The organism is Herbidospora solisilvae, from assembly GCF_009901565.1.
Taxonomy (GTDB): domain Bacteria; phylum Actinomycetota; class Actinomycetes; order Streptosporangiales; family Streptosporangiaceae; genus Herbidospora; species Herbidospora solisilvae.
Genome location: NZ_WXEW01000006.1, coordinates 650,657 through 669,294, shown reverse-complemented (window position 1 = coordinate 669,294; position 18,638 = coordinate 650,657). Strand labels below are relative to the sequence as shown.

Annotated in this window: 15 protein-coding genes; 8 read left to right on the top strand and 7 right to left on the bottom strand. The window is 72.3% G+C overall.

Features of this window, described 5'->3' with window-relative positions:
- Positions 1-10: 10 nt before the first annotated feature.
- Together GT755_RS23120 and GT755_RS23115 are read right to left on the bottom strand one after the other, a co-directional pair.
- The gene (locus tag GT755_RS23120) at positions 11-811 is read right to left on the bottom strand and encodes a purine-nucleoside phosphorylase (RefSeq protein ID WP_161481696.1); all 801 of its coding nucleotides are present in this window, start codon (positions 809-811) and stop codon (positions 11-13) included.
- Positions 812-828: 17 nt separating this feature from the next.
- The gene (locus GT755_RS23115; protein WP_083949454.1) at positions 829-1,281 is read right to left on the bottom strand and encodes a gamma-glutamylcyclotransferase; all 453 of its coding nucleotides are present in this window, start codon (positions 1,279-1,281) and stop codon (positions 829-831) included.
- A gap of 96 nt (positions 1,282-1,377) precedes the next feature.
- On the opposite strand from GT755_RS23115, the gene GT755_RS23110 reads away from it, so the two are divergent.
- The gene (locus GT755_RS23110; protein ID WP_161481695.1) at positions 1,378-2,769 is read left to right on the top strand and encodes an NAD(P)H-quinone dehydrogenase; all 1,392 of its coding nucleotides are present in this window, start codon (positions 1,378-1,380) and stop codon (positions 2,767-2,769) included.
- A 29-nt stretch (positions 2,770-2,798) separates the two neighbouring features.
- Positions 2,799-3,233: a MerR family transcriptional regulator gene (locus GT755_RS23105; protein WP_161481694.1), complete on the top strand. Its 435-nt coding sequence runs from the start codon at positions 2,799-2,801 to the stop codon at positions 3,231-3,233.
- Here the strand turns inward: GT755_RS23105 and GT755_RS23100 are convergent.
- The 4 genes from GT755_RS23100 to GT755_RS23085 all read right to left on the bottom strand — a co-directional run bounded on the left by GT755_RS23100 (position 3,223) and on the right by GT755_RS23085 (position 8,892).
- Positions 3,223-4,266 carry an NAD-dependent epimerase/dehydratase family protein gene (locus GT755_RS23100; RefSeq protein ID WP_161481693.1) on the bottom strand — a complete coding sequence of 348 codons (1,044 nt, stop codon included), beginning with the start codon at positions 4,264-4,266 and terminating at the stop codon, positions 3,223-3,225. The genes GT755_RS23105 and GT755_RS23100 overlap by 11 nt on opposite strands.
- Positions 4,267-4,325: 59 nt before the next feature.
- Positions 4,326-5,519, bottom strand: a complete 1,194-nt coding sequence (locus tag GT755_RS23095) for a pentapeptide repeat-containing protein (protein WP_161481692.1) — start codon at positions 5,517-5,519, stop codon at positions 4,326-4,328.
- A 134-nt stretch (positions 5,520-5,653) separates the two neighbouring features.
- A complete protein-coding gene (locus tag GT755_RS23090) occupies positions 5,654-7,024 on the bottom strand; it encodes a hypothetical protein (protein WP_161481691.1) in 1,371 nt (456 codons plus the stop codon).
- Between the two features lie 122 nt (positions 7,025-7,146).
- Positions 7,147-8,892: an acetyl/propionyl/methylcrotonyl-CoA carboxylase subunit alpha gene (locus tag GT755_RS23085; RefSeq protein WP_161481690.1), complete on the bottom strand. Its 1,746-nt coding sequence runs from the start codon at positions 8,890-8,892 to the stop codon at positions 7,147-7,149.
- Positions 8,893-9,096: 204 nt separating this feature from the next.
- Between GT755_RS23085 and GT755_RS23080 the strand changes: the two genes are divergently transcribed.
- Complete coding sequence (locus GT755_RS23080; protein ID WP_030451352.1) at positions 9,097-9,369, top strand: WXG100 family type VII secretion target; 273 nt, start codon at positions 9,097-9,099, stop codon at positions 9,367-9,369.
- Positions 9,370-9,413: 44 nt separating this feature from the next.
- Here the strand turns inward: GT755_RS23080 and GT755_RS23075 are convergent, their stop codons facing one another.
- A complete protein-coding gene (locus GT755_RS23075) occupies positions 9,414-13,919 on the bottom strand; it encodes an FtsK/SpoIIIE domain-containing protein (RefSeq protein WP_161481689.1) in 4,506 nt (1,501 codons plus the stop codon).
- A 538-nt stretch (positions 13,920-14,457) separates the two neighbouring features.
- On the opposite strand from GT755_RS23075, the gene GT755_RS23070 reads away from it, so the two are divergent.
- From GT755_RS23070 to GT755_RS23050, 5 genes are all read left to right on the top strand, one after another.
- Positions 14,458-15,159, top strand: a complete 702-nt coding sequence (locus GT755_RS23070; protein WP_202610353.1) for a hypothetical protein — start codon at positions 14,458-14,460, stop codon at positions 15,157-15,159.
- 3 nt (positions 15,160-15,162) lie between these two features.
- Positions 15,163-15,903, top strand: coding sequence for a hypothetical protein (locus tag GT755_RS23065; protein WP_161481688.1), 741 nt, complete (start codon positions 15,163-15,165; stop codon positions 15,901-15,903).
- Complete coding sequence (locus tag GT755_RS23060) at positions 15,900-17,207, top strand: CpaF family protein (RefSeq protein ID WP_285585363.1); 1,308 nt, start codon at positions 15,900-15,902, stop codon at positions 17,205-17,207. The genes GT755_RS23065 and GT755_RS23060 overlap by 4 nt, the downstream gene beginning before the upstream one ends.
- A complete protein-coding gene (locus tag GT755_RS23055) occupies positions 17,204-18,085 on the top strand; it encodes a type II secretion system F family protein (RefSeq protein WP_161481686.1) in 882 nt (293 codons plus the stop codon). Before GT755_RS23060 ends, GT755_RS23055 begins: the two co-directional genes overlap by 4 nt.
- A 228-nt stretch (positions 18,086-18,313) precedes the next feature.
- Entirely contained in the window at positions 18,314-18,637 is a 324-nt protein-coding gene (locus tag GT755_RS23050; protein ID WP_161481685.1) for a hypothetical protein, read from the top strand.
- Position 18,638 lies beyond the last annotated feature (1 nt).

The following is an 18,638-nucleotide window of genomic DNA, read 5'->3' as shown; positions in this document are numbered from 1 at the left end:
GTCCCCGAACTCAGAGCTTGCCGACGACCTGGCTCAGCAGGCCGCCCATCCGCCGCGCGGTGGTCCGGCCGACCTCGAGGACCTCTTCGTGGTTCAGCGGCTCCCCGACCAGCCCGGCGCCCGGGTTGGTGACCAGCGACAGCGCCAGCACCTCGGCGCCGCACTGCCGGGCCGCGATGGCCTCCAGCACAGTCGACATGCCGATCAGATCCCCACCGAGGGTGCGGAGCATGCGAATCTCGGCCGGAGTCTCATAAGTCGGGCCGCGGAAGGCGACGTACACGCCCTCGGCCAGCGACGGGTCGGCCTCCTTCGCCAGCGTGCGCAGCCGCTTGGAGTAGACCTCGGTGAGGTCGAGGAAGGTCGCGCCGGTCAGCGGGTTGGCCCCGGTCATGTTGATGTGGTCGCTGATCAGCACCGGGTCGCCCACGTTCTGGGTCTCGGGCCGCAGCCCGCCGGCGGCGTTGGTCAGCACGACCACCCGCACCCCGGCCGCGCAGGCGGTCCGGATCCCGTGGACGACCGGCTCGACGCCCAGCCCTTCGTAGAGGTGAGTGCGGCCGAGGAAGATCAGGACGTTCTGCCCGTTGGGCGCCTTGACGGCCCGGATCCGGCCCGCGTGGCCCTCGACGGCCGGGGGCGCGAAACCGGGCAGGTCGGTCGAGGGGAACTCGGCGAACGGCTCACCGATGGCGTCGGCCGCCGGCACCCAGCCGGAGCCCATGACGAGAGCCACGTCGAACGCGTCGACTCCCGTTTTCGCGCGCAGCGCGGACGCCGCGTCGGCGGCCAGGGAAAATGCGTTACTCACGCTCCTGAGCGTACAAGTCAGTCACCGAGGGACTTACAGGGACGGGCACGCAGTTCGTGGACGTAGTCGTCGGGTGCGCCCGCCTTCTCGGCGGCGTCGGCGATGATGCCGAGATAACGCGCCGAGGGAAGCCCGCCCTCATAGGAGTCGACCACGTAGAACCAGGCCAGCACGTCGCCGTCGAGCGTGGCCACCCGCAGCCGGATCTTCGTGTAGAGGCCCAGGTCGAGGCCGGTCCAGCGGTCGAGCGACGGCTCGTCCCACTCGGGGACGTCGTAGAGGACGACGAACACCTGCGAGCCCTCGTCTTCGACCACGGTGGCCAGCGGGCCCTCCCAGCCGACGTCCTCCCCGCCGAAGGTCAGCCGCCAGCCGGTCAGCCAGCCTGTTCCCCTCATCGGCGAGTGGGGCGCCCGCTCGGCCATCTGCTTCGGGTCCATGTTGCTGCCATAGGCGGCGTATACAGGCACCGCATCAGCCTAAACCAAGATCGCCCGCTGGACCGGCCGTGGCGGTTCCACGTAGTCGTGCCGTTACACCTCTTCGGGTGCGGGAGAATGGGACATGTGACAAGGATCGTGATCATCGGTGGCGGCCCCGGCGGATACGAGGCGGCCCTGGTCGCCGCCCAACTCGGGGCCCGGGTCACCGTGGTCGAGGAAGAGGGGCCCGGCGGCGCGTGCGTGCTGACCGACTGCGTCCCGTCCAAGACCATGATCGCGACCTCGGTCCGCAAGCAGGCCCTCGTCGACGGCACCTCGCTGGGCGTCCACTTCACCGGTGGCCCCGACGGCGACGTCGGCGGCGCGGTGGCCGACATGCCGGTCGTGAACCGGCGTGTCAAGGAACTGGCCCGCGCCCAGTCGGCAGACATCGCGGCCCGCCTGGCCGCCGAGAACGTCGAGGTCGTCCGGGGCCGCGGCCGCCTGGTCGAGCCCGGCACCGTCCGGGCCGGCGACCGCACCATCCGCGCCGACGTGGTCATCGTCGCCACCGGCGCCACCCCCCGGGTGCTGCCCGGGGCTGAGCCCGACGGGGAGCGCATCCTCACCTGGCGGCAGATGTACGACATCGACGAGCTGCCCGAGAAGCTGATCGTCGTCGGGTCGGGCGTGACCGGCGCCGAGTTCGCCGGCGCCTACATGTCCCTGGGCTCCGAGGTGACCCTGGTCTCCTCCCGCGACCGCATGATGCCCAACGAAGACGCCGACGCGGCCGAGGTCCTCGAAGAGGTCTACCGGCGGCGCGGCATGAACGTGATGGGGCGCTCCCGCGCCTCCTCGGTCAAGCGCACCGCCGACGGTGTCGTGGTGACGCTGGAAGACGGCCGCACCGCCGAGGGCACCCACTGCCTGATGACGGTCGGCATGGTGCCCAACACCTCCGGGATCGGCCTGGAGGAGAACGGCGTCCGGCTCGACCGCAACGGCTTCATCGAGGTCGACAAGGTCTCCCGCACCTCCGCGCCCGGCGTCTACGCCGCCGGCGACTGCACCGGCGTCCTCATGCTCGCGTCGGTGGCCGCCATGCAGGGGCGCATCGCGGTGTGGCACGCCCTGGGCGAGGCCGTCCAGCCGATCCGGCTCGCGACGGTGGCCTCCAACATCTTCACCGACCCCGAGATCGCGGCGGTCGGGGTGACCCAGAAGCAGGTCGAGAACAAGGAAGTCGACGCCAAGGTCGTGAAGCTGCCGCTGGCGACCAACGCGCGGGCGAAGATGCAGGGCTTCCACGACGGGTTCATCAAGATGTTCTGCCGGCCCAACACCGGCATCATCCTCGGCGCGGTCGTCGTGGCCCCGCGCGCCTCGGAGCTGATCCTGGCGCTGTCGGTGGCGGTCCAGCACCGCCTGACGGTCGACCAGCTCGCCCACACGTTCGCGGTCTACCCGTCGTTGTCGGGGTCGATCACCGAGGCGGCCCGCCGGCTGATGTCGCCCCTGACGGCGAACATCTAGGCCGCCTGGTCGCGTCCTATCCTGGGGCCGTGACCGGCTCACTCACCATCCAGCAAGTCTCGCGGCACTCCGGATTCAGCGAACCGACCCTGCGCTACTACGAGAAGATCGGCCTTCTCGGCACCGTGGGCCGCGACTCCGCGAGCGGGCACCGGCGGTACGGCGAGGCCACCGTCGCCCGGGTCGAGACGCTGGCGTGTCTCCGCTCCTCCGGCATGACAGTCGAGGGCATGCGCCGCTATGTCGAACTGATCGAGGCCGGTGACGACGCGGCCGACGAGCTGCACGTGCTCTTCGCCGACCAGGCCGAGCGGCTCGCCGACGAGATCGACCGGCTCCGGGTCCGTCAGGAATACCTCGCGCTCAAGGCACGCATGTGGCGGGCCCGGGCCGACGGCGACGCCGCCACCGAGAAGGAGGCCGTGACCCGCGTGGCGGAGATCCTCCAAGGGTTCAGGGCCTGACGACGCCCAGCGCGATCAGGCTGTCGGCGGTGTCGGTGATCGTCTGCGTGAGGTCGCGGGGCGACCATCCGAGTACCTTCCGGGCCTTCTCGTTGCTGATCGTCGGGATCCGCCCGCCCAGCGTCGCCGCCTCGCGCAGTGCCGGGTCGGTCCGCGCGCCCTCGCGGGTCTGCTCGTCGGTCAGTTCGACGCCGGGCATACGATCGGCCAGGGTCGGCAGGTGCCTCGCCAGGATCCGGCCCATCTCGTAGAGGCTGGTCGCCGGGCCGCCGACGCCGATGAACCGTTCCCCGGCGGCATCGGGGTGGGTCATGGCCCGTAGGTGCAGGTCGACGACGTCGCGAACGTCCACGACACCGAAGTACATCCGGGGCACCACCGGCATGACGCCCTCCAGGAACGCCTTGACCAGCCCGGTCGACGCCGACAGCCGCCGATCCAGGAGCGGGCCGAAGACGCCGGTCGGATTGACGACGGTGAGCTCCGGGCCGCCGTGCTCACGGACGTGCTCCCAGGCCGCTCGCTCGGCGACGGTCTTCGACCTGATGTAGGCGGGGATGTCGTCGGCGGGGTCGGTCCAGTCCGACTCGTCGTAGTGCCCGCCGGGTTTGGCCGTATAGCCCACGGCCGCGTACGACGACGTCAGCACCACCCGCCGCACTCCGGCGGCACGTGCCGCGGCGAGCACTCTCAAGGCGCCGTCGCGGGCCGGCACGATCAGCTCGTCGTCGCTGCTCGGCGGGGTGAACGGGAAGGGGGAGGCGTGGTGCCACACGTATCGCGCGTCCGCCACCGCTTCGTCCCAGTTGTCGTCCGAGGTCAGCTCGGCGCGGACGAAGGTCACCCGGCCGCCGGGGTCCACGCCCGCCCGGCGGAGCCGGGCGAGCACGTCCGGCTCCTGACCGGGGTGCCGGACCGCGACGCGGACGCGGTAGCCCTCCCGGAGCAGCCGGGCCACCGAATGGCCGCCCATGTGGCCGGTCCCTCCGGTGACGAGGACGGTGGTGTTCTCCACAGGCATGTCGTTGGTCATGTCCAGGGAGTGTTCCGGCCTTCAAGCGCTTGAAGTCAAACCGGTCCGGCACGATCCGTTCAGCGGGGCAGCACCGCGCGCACCCGGTGCAGCGCCTGCCTTCCGTGGTGCACCGCCGCGGCGGCCGCGTGCAGCTCCTCGGGCGTGCGGGCCAGGTAGAGGGCCTGCTTGGCCGCCTCGTAGGCGTCGAGGGCCGCTCGCCAGTCGTGGCTGGGGCCGCTGACCGCGTTGACCTTCATGTCGAAGTCGAGCGTGTCGATCTCCTCGCCGAAGCGGGTCACGTCCTCTTCGGCCACGCGGCGGGCCATGGTGAAGTGGGCGTCGTTGCGGCGGGTGCGCTGGTGGCTCAGACCCCAGACGATCAGGGTCAGGCTCAGGCCCAGGCCGCCGGCCAGGGCGATCAGCAGGGCGGGCGACATGCCCATGATGCGCGTCGGCAGCTGGCGGCTGGTCGGCTTGGAGGTCGGTTCGTCGCCGAACTCCGGCTCCTCCGCCGGAGGGTCGAACGACACGCCCGTCGGCAGGTCGGCCGGGTTGCCCCGCGCGCCGGCGAGGTTCAGGTCGTCGGCCTGGATGAAGCTCGTCTTCTCGACCACCGCGCCGGTGAAGTCGGCGCCCTGGAGCTCGGCCTGGGTGAACTGGGCCTCGGTCAGGTCGGTCTCCTTGAAGACCGCGTGCTGGAGCTGGGCCTGGCCGAACTCGGCCTCCTTCATCTTCGCCCGGGTGAAGTCGGCCGTCCGGCCCTTGACCTGGCCGAGCTCGGCCTCGTTCAGGTCGGCGCCGACGAGCTTGGCGTTGGTCAGCGTGACCTGGGTCAGGTTGGCCCTGGTCATGACCGCGTCGGAGAGGTCGGCGTGGGGGAACTCGGCCTGGCCGGCCTCGGCGTCGACGAGGGTGGCGCCCCGCAGGTCGGCCTGCTTGGCCCGGAGCTGCCCCAGGTCGGCGGAGGTCAGGTCGGCGCCGCGGAGGTCGGCGTACTCGAGATGGGCCTGGGTGAAGTCGGCCTCCTTCATGGAGGCGTTGCGGAGGACCGCGCCCGTCAGGTCCTTCTGGGTGAAGTCGACCTCGTCGAGCTTGGCGCCGGTCAGGTCGGCGCAGCGGAGGTCGCTCGGGAGCTGGCGGCCGTTGGTGAAGTCGGCGCCGCGGAGGTTGGGGCCGGAGCCCTTCTTGCAGGGCGCCGCCGCGGCGTTCGCGGCGGTGGCCGGGACGAGGACCAGGGAGAGAGCGAAAGATAACGCGACGAGGGCACGCACGGGAAACAGCCTCCTGAGGGGATGTTCCGAGTTTCTCACGCGCCCTTTCGCCCCGCTTGCAGTCACCTTGAACACATGAAAGGGCCCCGCGGAACCTCGTGGGTTCGCGGGGCCCAGTGGGTCTACCAGTGGGTCTACCAGTCGCCGCCGCCGAAGTCGCCGCCGCCGAAATCGGAGCCGCCCCAGTCGCCGCCGCCGCCGAAGTCACCACCGCCGCCGAAGTCGCCTCCGCCGTCGGCCGCCACGCCGTCGGCGTAACCGGCGTCGTAGCCGTATCCGCCGTAGCCGAACCCGCCGAAGGCGCTGCCGAGCATCGTGCCGACCAGCATGCCGGTCAGCAGGCCGTCGAAGCCGCCGTAGTAGCCGTTGGCGTAGGGCTGGTAGGCCGGGCCGGCCGCCCAGTAGGGCGCCCGCTGGCCGTTGGGCAGGACCACTTCGCGCATCTGCGGGTCGAAGCCGCGCTCGATCGCGTTGGCGTCCATGGCGCAGGCCGGGACGTCGCGGAGCGCGCCGCCGGGCGGGGCCCAGCGCACGTTGCGGACCGAGGGGCCGTGCTGGGGGTTGAAGAAGCACGGGGGCAGCCGCTCGGGCAGCGGGAGCTGGTTGACCTTGGCCTTCACCACGGCCAGCGCGTAGCGGCCGTCTTCCAGGGTGGCGGTGACGTCGCGCAGTTCGTCGGCCCGCCGCACCTGGGTGAGCTGGACCTTCGCCTTCTCGTAGGAGTCGAGGGCGTGCTGCCAGTCGTGGTCGGTGCCGGCCGCCGGGAGCATCTTCGCGTCGAGGTCGAGCGCGGTGATCTCCTCGCCGAACTTGGTGACGTCTTCTTCGACCGTCTGCTTGACGGCCTTGAGCTCGGCGGCCTCCTTCTCCTCGCGCCGGCGCTTGTTCCGGCGGGAGATCAGCCAGATGCCACCGCCGCCGACCACGGCGATGACGCCGAGGCCGATCCAGACGCCCGCGTTGCCGCTGATCGTGTCACCGGGGCCCTGGGCTCCCCGGGGGTTGCCCGAGAGTTGCATGTCGACCCGGTTCGTGAACTCCTTCATCACGGCCACCGGGTCGCCGACGTGGGCGTAGGCCGACTCGTTGGCGATCTTGCCGGCCGCGTTCTGGGGGAACGCGCTGCTTCCGGCGAACAGGCTCGTGCCGTCGATGACCGCCACGGTCGCCGCGGAACGGCCGTTCTTGTCGAGCTCGGTGAGCAGGCCCGGGATGAACTGGGCGACGTTCGCGCGGGTCACGGTGCCCTCGGGCAGCGCGACGGCGTAGACCGGGAACTTCGAGTCGTCGAGCGTCTGGGTGATCTCCGACTGCTGCGCGTTCGTGAGGGGGGACCCGCTCACCGTGAACAGCGGGCTCTGCTTCCACGCACCGACCACGGTCGCCGCGTCGGGAGGCGCGGCGGCGGCGCCCGCCGGGGAGCCCATCAGGAAAAGGGCGGACAAGCCGATGAACAGGGCCGCGACGGCGGCCCCAAGGCGGCCTAGTGGGTGGGATTTTGTCACGATTCGGCCCTCCTTCGCCCATGAGGACGAACGGCGTTGCGCGATGGTTCCTCTGCACTCCACCGTATCCGCCCGCGGCCCACGCCACGCGCGCGGATGAGCCCTCCGCACAGGGGATCCCGCTAGGCGTCCTTGATCTCGCAGATCACCGATCCGGCCGTGACGGTCTGGCCCACCCCGGCCGCCAGGCCGGTGATCACGCCCGCCTTGTGGGCGGTGAGCGGCTGCTCCATCTTCATGGCCTCCAGGACCACGATCGTGTCGCCGGGGGCCACCGACTCGCCGTCTCCGGCCACGACCTTGACGATCGTGCCCTGCATGGGGCTGACCAGCGAGTCGCCGGACGCCGCCGCCTTCTTGGCCGCACCGCCCGAACGCTTCGGAGCCTTCTGTACGGATCTCGCCGTCCCCCCGCCGGAGAACCCCGACGGCAGGACCACCTCCAGCCGCTTGCCCCCGACCTCCACCGTGATCCGCTCGCGGGCGGCCGGTTCGGCCGTCTCCTGGGCGCCGTCGTAGGGCGCGATGTCGTTCACGAACTCGGTCTCGATCCAGCGGGTGTGCACCGAGAACGGCTCGGAGACGAACGCCGGGTCGGCCACGATCCTCCGGTGGAACGGGATGACCGTGGGCATGCCGTCGACCTCGAACTCCGCGAGGGCCCGGCGGGCCCTCTCCAGCGCCTGCGTACGCGTGGCCCCGGTCACGATCAGTTTCGCGACCAGCGAGTCGAACGACTGGGGGACCGTCATCCCGGCCTCGTAACCCGAGTCGAGCCGGACGCCCGGACCCGACGGGGTGCGCAGCGCGGTCAGCGTGCCGGGGGCGGGCAGGAAGCCGCGCCCGGCGTCCTCGGCGTTGATCCGGAACTCGAAGGAGTGCCCGCGCAGCTTCGGGTCGCCGTAGCCGAGGGTCTCCCCGTCGGCGATGCGGAACATCTCCCGCACCAGGTCGATGCCGGACACCTCCTCGGTCACCGGGTGCTCCACCTGGAGGCGGGTGTTGACCTCCAGGAAGGAGATCGTGCCGTCCTGGCCCACGAGGAACTCGCAGGTGCCGGCCCCCACGTAGCCGGCCTCGCGGAGGATGGCCTTCGAGCTGTCGTACAGGATGACCATCTGCTCCTCCGTGAGGAACGGAGCGGGGGCCTCCTCGACGAGCTTCTGGTGGCGGCGCTGGAGCGAGCAGTCGCGGGTCGAGACGACGACCACGTTGCCGTGCGTGTCGGCCAGGCACTGGGTCTCGACGTGGCGGGGACGGTCGAGGTAGCGCTCGACGAAACACTCGCCTCGGCCGAACGCGGTGACGGCCTCGCGCACGGCGGATTCGTACAGGTCGGGGATCTCCTCCGTCGTGCGGGCCACCTTGAGGCCGCGCCCGCCGCCGCCGAAGGCCGCCTTGATCGCGATCGGCAGCCCGTTCTCGGCGGCGAACGCGACGACCTCCTCCACACCGGAGACGGGGTCGGGGGTGCCCGCCACGAGAGGGGCGCCGACCCGCTGGGCGATGTGCCGGGCCTGCACCTTGTCGCCCAGCGCCATGATCGCCGACGGGGGCGGGCCGATCCAGGTCAGGCCCGCGTCGATGACGGCCTGGGCGAAGCCCGCGTTCTCGGCGAGGAACCCGTAACCGGGATGGACGGCGTCGGCCCCCGTCACGCGGGCGACGGCCAGCAGCTTCTCGATGTCGAGGTAGGTCTCGGCCGGGCTCTGGCCGCCCAGCGCGTGCGCCTCGTCGGCGACCCGGACGTGCAGGGCGTCGAGATCCTGGTCGGCGTACACGGCGACGCTCGCCAGACCCGCGTCCGCGCACGCGCGGGCGATCCGAACGGCGATCTCGCCCCGATTGGCGATCAGCACCTTCTGCACCGGGAGCTCCTATCCCTCGACCTGAGACTGGAGTGTATGGATCCTCGTCGGGCGGCCAACTGCCGACCCGGGTTTGCGGCGGTTTTTCACCGTTGACCTCCCGAAAACAGCCCCGGCTTATAGCGACTGCGCATAACCGGTGCTCAGGACCGGTCCGGCGTCTACGGTGAGGGCGCCATATCGGTGTCCGTGAAGGGAAAAAAGATGAGTCAGAGCTTGCTCGGCGGCGACCCGGCGGAGATGCAGACCATGGCCGCCCAGTTCACCCAGCAGGCCGACCAGGTCCGCGCGACGATGGCCACCCTCGACCGCGAGGCCGCCAAGGTCGGCTCGGTCTGGACCGGCCCCGGAGCCGAACGGTTCCGCGACGCCTGGCAGAACTACCGCGCGGCCTTCCAGCGCATGTCGGAGGAGCTGAACGAGGCGTCCCGGACGATCAACACCTACCGAGGCAACATCGAGTCCGCCACCCGCTGACCCGTTGGGCGTGGTTCCCCCGCGCCGGGAACCACGCCTCCCCCTCAGGGCACCGCGGTCTGGATGGGCGTGGCGGTGCCCGACATGATCAGCAGGCCCCGCCCGACCGGCCCGCCGCCCGTCGCGCCCCTCGGGAGGCGGACGTTGAACAGGTCGCCGTCGGCCGGGCTCTGGACCGACAGGAGCAGGCCCGTGCGGGCCTTGCGCGCCTCGGCCACGAAACCCCGGTAGGCCGTGGCCAGGTCGCCCGTGGTGCCCGCGATCAGCAGGCCGTGGTCGCCGTCTCTGGCCTTCCGCAGGATCTCGTCGAGGGCCGTGCCGAGCGCCGAGTCGGGGGAGATGAGCTCGGCGTCGTCCACGATCACCACGTAGTTCTCCTGGCCCTCCAGGAGCTTCATCGGGTCGTGCGCGCCGGGCAGCCCCCCGAAGCCTCCGCCGGCCGCCGCCTGGTCGTCCTCCCGCACGCTGCGCGCGTTGCCGTCGAGGACGGCCAGCACGCCCCGCAGCTCCCGCAGCGGGCTCCGGCGCGGCGCGATCACCAGCACCGGCACGTCGCGGTCGAGCAGCGACTGCGCCGCCGTCAGCAACGTCGAGGAACGGCCTGACCGCGACGGCCCGGCGATCACCGCCGCCGGGCCCTGGCCCAGCAGGTCGACGCCCATCGGGGCCAGCGCGTCGCCGCCCGCCCCCAGGAGGGCCCACAGGCGTGAGGGCGGCCGGAAGCCGCGTACGAGACCGAGCGCCTGGTCGGCGGTGATGCGGGCGGGCAGCGCGTCGACCCGCAACGGCCGGTTGACCGTCGCCGGGGCGGCCGTGCGGGCGAGCGACTGGAGGGCCGCCACCTGCGCGGGGCCCGAGGGATCGTCGGCCAGCAGGGCGATCTGGCTCTCCACGATGCCGTGCTCGCTCATCGACAGCGCCCGCCCGTTGGGCATCGACGACGGCACGTTCTTCGCCGGGAGCCCGGCCAGGCCGTAGTCGGCCGGGTCGGCCAGCCGCAGGACCAGCCGGTCGTCGAACACCGTCGAGATCTGGCCGATCAGGCCCGACCGGTCGGAGGTCACCACCGCCCGCAGGCCCACGGCGGGGCCCTCGCGGAGGATCTGCATCACCCCGTCGACCAGCCGCCCGTAGTCGTAGTTCTCGAAGGCCGCGACGAAGCCCTCCCAGCGGTCGATCATCAGCAGCAGCCACGGTTCCTTCAGGCCCGCCGCCCGCGCCTCGGCCAGCGACGCGAACCCCGCCTCCGCGAGGAGCTGCTGCCGCCGCGCGATCTCGGCGCGCAGCCGGGCCAGCAGCCGTTCGACCCGGTCGAGCTGGTCGCGGGTGACGACCGCGCCGCAGTGGGGCAGGGCCACCAGCGGCAGCAGCGCGCCCGAGCCGCAGTCGATGGCGTGCAGGTGGAGGTCGTCGGCGGTGACCTGGCCGGCCAGCGATCCGGCGATGGTCCGCAGGGCCGTCGACCGGCCGCTGCGGGCGGTGCCGGCGATCAGCAGATGGCCGGGGCCCAGCACCAGGGGACGCCGTTTCTGCGCCCAGGGCAGGTCGGTCACGCCGAACGCGATCGTCTCGCCGTCGACCTCGGGCAAGGCGACCTGGTCGGTCAGCGGGGGCAACCAGGGACTCGGCTGCTTGGGCACCCCGCGCGACACCTCGATCACCCGGTCGACCAGGCGGGCCAGGTCGGTCGTCCCGGCCAGCTCGGAGACGAGGGTGCTCGCCGGCGGACGCCCCAGGGCCTCCCAGGGCAGGTCGGTCACCCGTACCTGCCCGGGCGACCCGCCCCCGCCGGGCGCCCGCCCCCCGATGCGAGCGGCCTGGACGGCCACCGCCGGCCCCGCGCCCGACCGGACGTAACAACGCCCGGGGGTGGACTTGGGGATGTGGGCGGCCTCCGGCCCGTCGATGACGTCGGCCGACTCGCGGGCGTCGGTGACCCGAAGCGCGATCCGGAGCGACGTGTTGGCCTGGATGTCGGCGGTCACCACACCGGCGGGGCGCTGGGTGGCGAGGATCAGGTGGATGCCGAGCGAGCGGCCCCGGCGGGCGATGTCGACCAGGCCCTCGACGAACTCGGGCAACTCGGCGACCAGGGCGGCGAACTCGTCGATGATCAGGACCAGGCGCGGCATCGGCTCCCGGACGCCCGTCGTCCGGACGGCGGCCCGGCCGAAGATGCCCGGGGCGGTGGCCTGCCGGACCCCGGTGGCGCCCATGATCCAGGTCGTGCCGCGCTCGTCGAGGTAGTCGTCGATGTCCTTGGCCCCGGCGTCGAGCAGCAGCCGCTCCCGGCGGCGGATCTCGGCGGCCAGCGACGCCAGGGCACGCTGGGTGAGGTGGGCGTCGAGGTCGCTGACCATGCCGACCGTGTGGGGCAGCCGCACGCACTCCTTGAACGCCGCGCCGCCCTTGTAGTCGACCAGCACGAAGGTCATCTCGTCGGGCCGGTTCACCGCCGCCAGCGAACTGATCAGCGTTTGCAGGAGCTCCGACTTGCCCGCGCCGGTGGTGCCGGCGATCAGCGCGTGGGGGCCGTCACGGCGCAGGTCGACCGAGAACGGCCCGTCGGGGCCCACACCCAGGACCGCCCGGGTCGACCGGCCGGGGTTGTCGGGCACGTCGATCAGGTCGAGCAGCCGCGCCGAGTCGGGCAGCGCGGCCGACGGGTCGTCGCGGCTCACGTCGCGCAGGGGCGCCAGCGAGCGGGCCAGCCGGTCGGCCCAGGCGGGGGAGACCTGGTCGGGCCGGATCGTGCCCAGGGCGTCGAGACCGCCGCCGCGCAGCCGGATCGTGCCGTCGTCCTCGCAGGCCACGACCGTCGCGCACTCCTCCGGCAGGAGCGACTGGGCCTCGTCCAGCGCGATCGTGTAGACCCCGGCGGGCGGACCTTGGCGCAGCACCTGCGGCATGCCGGGCAGCGCCCGCATCGCCTGGGCGCCGTCGAGCACGACCAGCACGTCGTAGGGCCGCTCGTCGTAGGTGCCGAACGACGGCTCGGCCTGTCTGGGGGCGCCCCGGCCCAGGTCGTTCCAGCTCGACGGGCCGCCCGTCAACCGGCCGGGCTTCAGCAGCGGGCCGCCCTCGTCGCCCTGCCGCTCGGTGATCAGGGCGGCCAGTTCGGCCACCCGCCGGGCGGCCGATTCTGGGTCGCCGCCGATGGAGGCCAGGCTGCCGGTCGCGTGGGTGACGCAGTGGGGCAACCAGCGCACCCAGCCCCACTGCGACGCGCCGTCGGGGTTGGCCGACAACACGACGATCGCCAGGTCACGGGGGCTGTGCAGGGTGGCCGCCTGGGCCACCAGCCAGCGCGCGACCGCGAGGGCGCCCGTCCGGGGGCCGGTCACCCCGGCCACGCCCAGGCGGCGCATCGCCAGCGCCACCGGGACGTCACGGGCCGGCGGCACCAGCTCGGGGGCGGGCGGCTCGAAGGTGATCTCGGCGGGCAGGTCGGCCAGGCCCACCCGCAGCCGCAGCGCGTCGGCGTCGTGGGTGCGCCGCTCCCAGAGCCGCCGCCTCGGGCCCGTCGCGGTCAGCAGCAGCTCGGCCGGGTCGGGGGCGGCCGCCCGCCGGGCCGCCTCGTCGGCCGCGCGGGCCTTCTCGACCGCCCGGTCGAAGGCCTCCATGGCCGCCTTGTGGTCTTTCACGGCCTGGCGGTGCTGCTTGCGGCCGTGCCGCCGGTCGCTCGCCCACTGGCCGATCATGATCATCGGGGTCATGAACGCGATCAGCAGGAAGTACCAGTTCTGGAACGCCCACGCCATGACCAGCCCGAACGCCGCGGGCAGGAACGCCGCCAGCAGTTGCAGCCGGGCGCCCTCGGGCCGCCGGGGCTCCTGCGGCACCTCGATCTTGACCACCCGCTCGGGCGGCACCAGCCGGGGCGGCCGGTTGTACGCCAGCCCGCCGTCGGGCAGCGCGTCGAGGTGGGCGTCGGGGGGTTCGACGCGGCCGACCGTGAAGACCGAATGGCCGATCCCCAGCACGGCGTTCTCGGGCCAGTCGACCGGCCCGGTCACCGGCTCCCCGGCCAGCCGCAGCGGCACCGTGCCGACCGGCTCGACCGTGATCGCGGCCGGGCCCAGCCGGACCACCGCCGCCTCGGGCGGGAGCAGAGGGTCGGCCACCGCCACGGCGCACGCCGGATCGCGGCCGATCACGTGTGCGCCGAGCCCCAGGCGGTGGACCGACCCGGCTCCCGGGCCACCGGCGACCCTCAGTTCGGCCGTGCCGCCGGGCTCCTCGACCACGGTGGCGGCCGCCCCGGCGGGGTCGAGCGCCACCCGGTCGCCGTCGCGCAGCAGGCCGAACACGCGCGCGTCGGCGGGCAGCGGACGGCCGTCGAGCCAGAGCACGCCGTCGTGGGCGGCTGCCTCGTGGACCGCCTCCCGGTCGATGCCGTAGGGCGCCCGCGCCCGGGGGAGCCGGACGACGTTGCCCAGGGTGCGGGTGTCGAGGGCGGCGGCCAGGCCGGTGGCCGTGGTCGACTCGTCGCCGTCGACGATCACGTCACGGTGACCGGCGCCGCCGACGACGGTGAGGGTGATCCGCATCGGCGGTACTCCAAGGGGATCGGTGGCGGGGTCACCGTACAGAGACGGCGCGTCACCACGGCGGGCTATGACCGAATCGGTTGGTGTGTGGACAAGGGCGCGACCCTGTGGGTAACCCTGTGGATAACGTGGCCGTATTCCGGAAGCGCCCGTGCGGTCACCCTGCTGCCAGGTGGGCGTTTTGCCGGGTTCTTCCGCCCCGTTCACCTCGCGTTTCTGTGGAAAACGGGTGGGGTTGTCCACAGGTGTCCGGGATGTTCGGGCGACTTATACCGAAATTCCATATCCCTTGCGGTTGTGTCCGGCTCCAGTGTTATACGAAAGAGGCTGGGGTAATTGTGGCTTCTGTGACCGCTGGGACTTCTCGCCCTGTCTACCTGGGAAAACGGGCGATGATGCCGTTCTCTTTGACGGCGTGACCTATAACCGATAAGCATGGCTCGCCATTTTTCGGAACCTGCGGGTTCGGCGATGTCCATAATGGCGTGATATTTCGTCGCGAATCCTAAATTGCTTTTGATCTGGGAGTTCCCTGCCCATGAGGACCAGCGAGAAGCCCGTCCGGGACGTCCCCCGCCCCGTCAACGGCTCCCCCGTCGATCGGCCCACCCTTTCCGGACCGGCCTCGCGCAAGCTGCCGGTGCCACCACGGGAGCGCAAACCCGCGCTCGCGGCCGTCGCCGTGCTCCTCATCGTCGGCGGCGCCCTCACCAGCACCCTCCTCGTCATGCGCAGCGGCGACCGCGTCTCGGCCGTCGGCGTCGCCGAGCAGATCGGCGCGGGGCAGCAGATCCCGGCCGCCGCGTTGCGCGAGGTGCAGATCGCCGACACCGGGATCGCCTACGTGCCCTGGCGGCACCGCGACCAGGTGACCAAGACCTTCGCCGCCGTGACCCTGCTGCCCGGCACGCTGCTGACCGAGACGATGGTCACCGACGACAGCGAGGAGGTCGGCCCCAACCGGGCCAGGGTCGGGCTCTCGCTCAAGGCGGGGCAGTATCCGTCGGGCCTGACCGCCGGCGACGTCGTGCAGGTCATCTACGTCCCGGGCAACGCGCGGGCGGGGGCCGTGCCGCAGAAGGTGCTGGTGCCCTCCGCGCGGGTGCACAGCGTCGGGTCGTCGGAGCGGGGCGCCTCCGGGCTGGTCACCGTGATCGTCGACGCTTCGCTCTCGCCGCAGGTCGCGGCGTTCGCCTCGACCGGGGAGATCGCCCTGGCGGTGCTCCCGGGGGCCAGGTAGCCGATGGCGCTGATCGTGCTCGCCGCCGACAAGGGCGCGCCCGGGGTCACCACCGCGGCGACCGCCCTGGGGGCCGTGTGGCCGCGCCCGGTGCTGCTGGCCGAGTGCGACCCGTCCGGGGGAGACCTGGCCTACCGGCTGCCGGCGGCCGACGGCGGGGTGCTCAACCCGGCCCGCGGGCTGCTCAGCCTCGGCGCGGTGGCCCGTCGGGGCCTCCACCCCGATCAGGTGTACGAACACACCCAGCGGCTCGTCGGCGGCCTCGACGTGCTGGCCGGGCTGACCAACGGCGAGCAGGCGGCCGGGCTGACCTGGCTCTGGGGGCCGCTCGGGCGCTCGTTCGCCGCGCTCGACCACGCCGACGTGCTGGCCGACTGCGGGCGTCTCGGCGTACAGCCCGCACTGAACGAGCTGGTCGACGAGGCCGACCAGATCATCCTGTTCACCCGGGCCAGCCTCGACCACGTCGCCCACTTACGGGAGCGGCTGACCCTGCTGAAGCGGCGGGTGGGCGTGGTCGTGGTCGCCGACCCGCGCAACTACCGGCCCTCGCTCGACGAGGTGCGGCGCATCGTGACGGGCTGGGACGTCTCGTTCGTCGGCGGCATCGCCTACGACCCCAAGGGCGCCGAGCTGCTGCGCGGCGAATGGGGCGGCCGGCTGGAGCGCAGCCCGCTCATCCGGACCGCCCGCGAGCTCGCCGGACGGCTGGCCGGCCACCTCCAGAAGAAGGTGGCGCCGTGATCGACCACACACTCGTCAAACGGTTCCGCCAGGAGGTCGGCGACCGGCTGGCCCACCAGCGGCGGCTCGACCAGGCCGGCGGCATCCCCCCGATGAGCGGCGAGGACGAACGCCAGTTCGCCCGCGCCCTGATCGCCCAGGTCCTCGAAGAGTTCGCGCGCGGCGAGATCGGCGTGGGCCGCACCCCGCCGACGGTCGAGGAGGAGGAGGCCCTCGCGGCCGGCATCCACGCCGCCCTGTTCGGCGTCGGCCGCCTCCAGCCGCTCCTCGACGACCCCGAGGTCGAGAACATCGACATCAACGGCTGCGACCGGGTCTTCGTCAGCTACGCCGACGGCCAGGAGGTCAGCCACGAGCCGGTGGCCGAGTCCGACGAGGAGCTGATCGAGCTCATCCAGATCCTCGCGGCCTACTCGGGCCTGTCCTCGCGCCCCTTCGACACCGCCAACCCCCAGCTCGACCTGCGTCTTCCCGACGGGTCGCGGTTGTCGGCGGTCATGGACGTCGCCGTGCGGCCCGCGATCTCGATCCGCCGGGCCCGGCTGGGCAAGGTGTTCCTGACCGACCTGGTCGGCAACGGCACGCTGACGCCCGACCTGGCGCGCTTCCTGTCGGCGGCGGTGCAGGCGCGCAAGAACATCATGATCGCCGGGTCGACCAACGCCGGGAAGACGACCCTGCTGCGCGCGATCGCCAACGAGATCCCCGTCCACGAACGCCTGATCACCGTCGAACGCGCCCTTGAGCTGGGCCTCGACCAGTTCCCCGAGCTCCACCCCAACGTGGTCGCCTTCGAGCAGCGGCTGCCCAACTCCGAGGGCCAGGGCGAGATCACCATGGCCGAGCTGGTGCGCCGCTCGCTGCGCATGAACCCGTCTCGGGTGATCGTCGGCGAGGTCCTGGGCGACGAGATCGTGACCATGCTCAACGCGATGACCCAGGGCAACGACGGCTCGTTGTCGACCATCCACGCGAACTCGTCGATGGAGGTCTTCAACCGCATCGCGACCTACGCCCTGCAGGCCGAGGAGCGGCTGCCGATCGAGGCCTCCCACATGCTCATCGCCGGGGCGATCGACTTCGTGGTGTTCATCGAGAAGCGCAACGACTACCACCGGGGCGGGGCGCTGAAGCGTTTCGTCTCCTCCGTCCGCGAGGTCGCGGGCTGCGACGGCCGGGTCCTGTCGTCGGAGATCTTCACCGCTTCGGAGGCCGGGGTGGCGGTGGCGCACGCCCCCATCGCCTGCATCGACGAACTCGTCCACCACGGCTACGTGCCGTCGGCCGGGGGTGGCTGGTCATGATCCCGTTCGATCCGCTCGTGATCCTGGCCGGCGCCGCCGCCGGTGGCGGCCTCTTCCTGCTCTTCCTCTCCCTGTACGGCCTGCGCCCGCGCCCGGCCTCACCCGACACCGGCGCGGAGCGGCTCCGGTGGTTGCAGTCCCTGACCACCCGGGGGGCCGTCGCGGCCATCGCGGGCGGCCTGACCCTGGTGGTGACCGGCTGGCCGGTCGTGGCCGTCGGCGCGGTGCTCCTGGTGATCGCCTGGAAGGGCTTCACGGGCGGCGCGGCCGAGGAGCGGGCCGCGATGAAGCGCCTGGAAGGCCTCGCCGCCTGGGCCGAGTCGCTGCGCGACACCATCGCGGGCGCGGCCGGCCTCGAACAGGCCATCCCCGCCTCGATCCGGGCCGCCGCCCCCATGCTCCAGCCCCACCTGCGCGCCCTGGTCGACCGCCTGCGCGCCCGCATGCCCCTCGGAGACGCCCTCCGGATGTTCGCCGACGAACTCGACGACCCCTCGGCCGACCTCGTGGTGGCGGCGCTGATCCTCAACTCCCGCCTGCGCGGGCCGGGCCTGCGCGACGTGCTCTCGGCCCTGGCCGTGTCGGCCCGCGAGGAACTCGACATGCGCCGCCGCGTGGAGGCCGAACGCCGCTCGACGCGGCGCAGCGTGCAGATCGTGGTCGGCACGGCCCTGGCCTTCGCGGCGTTCCTGGTCATCGCCAACCGCGACTACGTGGCCGAATACGACTCCCTGCTCGGCCAGGCCGTGCTCGTGGTCGTGGCGGCGCTGTTCGGGGCGGGGTTCGCCTGGATGCGCCGCCTGGCCCGCTTCGACAAGCCAGGCCGGATCCTGGCGCCCTACCGGCGTCCGGAACCGGCGGAGGCGGTGACCTCATGAGCGGCCAGGCATGCGCGGGGCCGATCGTCCCGTGCTCTTTCATCCGGCTCCGTCGCACGGCGATAGGCCGAAATCTCGGGCGTGGACGGGCTGCCGGGTGGGCGAGGTGGGGAGCCGGAAGCTGGCTCGATATGCCGAAATTTCGGGCGCGGAAGCGCCCGGTCAGCTGCTGGTGCGATCGGACTCCTGCCAGACCGATCCGGCATGACGCGGCCCGGCGGTCCTCCCGTGTCAGACCGCGAGCGTCCTTCGTGCAGGGGCCTGGCGTGGCTCTGCGGCATCAGGGCCGCGCCGTCCCTCTGCGGTATCGGGGTGGTGCCGTTCCTCTGCGGTATCGGGGTGGTGCTGTCTCTCTGCGGTATCGGGGTGGTGCTGTCTCTCTGCGGTATCGGGGTGGTGCTGTCTCTCTGCGGTATCGGGGTGGTGCTGTCTCTCTGCGGTATCGGGGTGGTGCCGTTCCTCTGCGGTATCGGGGTGGCGCTGTCTCTCTGCGGCATCGGGGTCGCGCTGTCTCTCTGCGGTATCTGGGCCGCGCCGTTCCTCTGGAGGTGAT